We start from the raw sequence: 2324 nt of genomic DNA on the forward strand, positions 1-2324 counted from the left end.
CGCGCTTCCTCGCTGGCGGTCAGCAGCATGCGGACCTCCGCGTTGGGCGCGACGACGGTGGTGATGTCCCGTCCCTCCACCACCATGCGGCGGTGGTGCTGTTCGATCAGCTGGCGCTGTCGACGAATCAGTTCATTGCGGGCACCCAGGGTGGTCGCAACGGCGCTGACGGACGAGGAGATCCTCGGCTCGCGGATTTCCTCTGTGATGTCCACCCCGGCAACACTGACGTATTCGACGTTGGCACTGGTGCTCAGTTCCAGCGGCAAATCCTTTGAGGCCTGCTCGACGGCGGCACCGTCGGCGAGGTCGATGCCGGTCTTGAGGCAGTACCAGGTCAAAGCACGGTACATCGCACCCGTGTCCAGATAGGCGAGCTTCAAGCGCCGGGCAACTTCCTTGCTGACGCTGGACTTGCCGGAGCCGGACGGGCCGTCGATGGCGACAACGAGCGGCTTGCCCGGGCGTACTACGGTCTCCGGACCGAATAGTTCACGTGTCATTACTGGAGTACCCGCCATCCACGGTCGGTCAAGGCTTCAACAAGGAGGTCATGTTTGTTGGGCATGACTGAAAGTTCCACCATGCCAACGTTCTGCCCGGACGAGTGATCCAGGCGGAGGTCTTCGACGTTGACGCCGATCTCGCCGATCTCCGTCAACAGCCTGGCGATCTGCCCGGGCCGGTCGTCTACCAGAACTGTAAGCCATGAATATGCCTGCGGGGGTCCGCCGTGCTTTCCCGGGATCCGGGCCTGCCCGGCGTTGCCTTCGCTGATGAGCTGGGCAAGGTCCAGCCGCGCACCGGGGGCTGTGGGATCCTCCAAGGTACCGATCAGACGGTTGAGGTCCTCACGGACACCATGGAGGATATCCACCATCTTGGCCGCATTGTTGCCAAGGATCTGCACCCAAAGGTGGGATCGCTGGCAGCAATCCTCGTGGTGTCCCGCAGCCCGTTGCCGGCCAGGGACAGCGCGTGGAGCGGTGTCCCCTGCAAACGGCTTGCGAGAAGCGATGACATCACTTGGGGCAAGTGCGATACCAACGCAACGGCTTCATCGTGCTCCTCCGCCGTGAACTGGGAGACTATTGCCCCCAAGTCCCCGGCAAGGGAACGCGCAGTCTGAAGCGCGTCGGCACTGGTCTCGTCGGACGGGCACAGGACCCAGGGCATGGACGTGAAGAGCTCGCCGCGGGCAGCGACGGGCCCCGACTTCTCGCGCCCAGCCATCGGGTGCGTCCCCACGTAGCGGGACAGGTCCACTCCACGCGCACGGAGATCGGCCTGGATTGCCAGCTTGACGCTGGCAATGTCCACCACAACGGCCTCCGGGTATTCACCCAGGGCACGCTCGACGACGTCGGCCGTCACGTCCGGTGGCGCCGCGACGACAACCAGCTGGGGCGGATTCGCAAGCTCGGACAGAGGCCTGCCCGCACCGATATCCACGGCGACGGCCTGGTTGGTTGGCGAGGGGTCCGAAAGGAACACCGAGACACCCCGGCCACGCAGGCCGAGACCGATGCTGGCTCCGAGCAGCCCGGTGCCGAAAACGACCACCGGGCCGTCAAGGTGGCCCCGGCCGTGCGAGTGGAATGCCGACATGCCTTACAGTCCTACAGAGGCCAGGAGGTGTCCGACTTCCTGCTTGCCGAGGTTGCGGATGCTGCCCTGGCGCTGGTCGCCCAGGCCGATGGGACCGATCTTGACGCGCACAAGACGAAGCACGGGGAACCCTACGGCTTCGAACAAACGGCGGACAATACGGTTCTTGCCGGAGTGCAGCACAACCTCGATCAGCACGTGGCCCGGAGTGGAGTCCACGAGCTTGAAGGAGTCGACGGAAGCGATGCCGTCTTCGAGCTCGATGCCGGCCTTAAGCTGCGCACCGACGCTGCGGGAATGGACCGCGGACCTGTACCAGGTACGTCTTGGGCACCTCGTAGGAGGGGTGCGTCAGGCGGTTGGCGAGTTCGCCGTCGTTGGTCAGCAGCAGCAGGCCCTCAGTGGCGACGTCAAGGCGGCCGACGTGGAAGAGACGCTCGCCCTTGTTCTTGGCGGACTTCAGGAAGTCGCTGATGCAGGGACGGCCTTCGGGGTCTTCCATGGTGGAGACGACGCCCTTGGGCTTGTTGAACACCATGTAGAGCATGGTGTCATCGAGCTGGATCCGGATGCCGTCCACGTGGATCACGGCGGTCGCGGGATCCACACGCATGCCGAGCTCGGTGGTGAGCTGGCCGTTGACCTCGACGCGGCCTTCCTCGATCATTCCTCGCACACGCGGCGGGAAGCCACGCCTGCCTGGGCCATGACCTTCT

1 protein-coding gene and 2 pseudogenes are annotated in these 2324 nt (G+C 64.6%); all 3 read right to left on the minus strand.

Annotated elements, in window-relative coordinates; all coding sequences use genetic code 11:
• Window positions 1-503 (minus strand): (d)CMP kinase (gene cmk / locus AHiyo1_RS15565; RefSeq protein ID WP_059389165.1); only part of this gene is annotated, 503 nt, incomplete at its 3' end.
• A pseudogene (locus tag AHiyo1_RS15570) lies at window positions 503-1608 on the minus strand (prephenate dehydrogenase). The pseudogene AHiyo1_RS15570 and the gene cmk, both read right to left, overlap by 1 nt.
• A gap of 3 nt (window positions 1609-1611) precedes the next feature.
• Window positions 1612-2324, minus strand: a pseudogene (locus tag AHiyo1_RS15575) (pseudouridine synthase); the annotation flags it as partial.

The sequence above is a fragment of the Arthrobacter sp. Hiyo1 genome, from assembly GCF_001263615.2.
Taxonomy (GTDB): Bacteria; Actinomycetota; Actinomycetes; order Actinomycetales; family Micrococcaceae; genus Arthrobacter.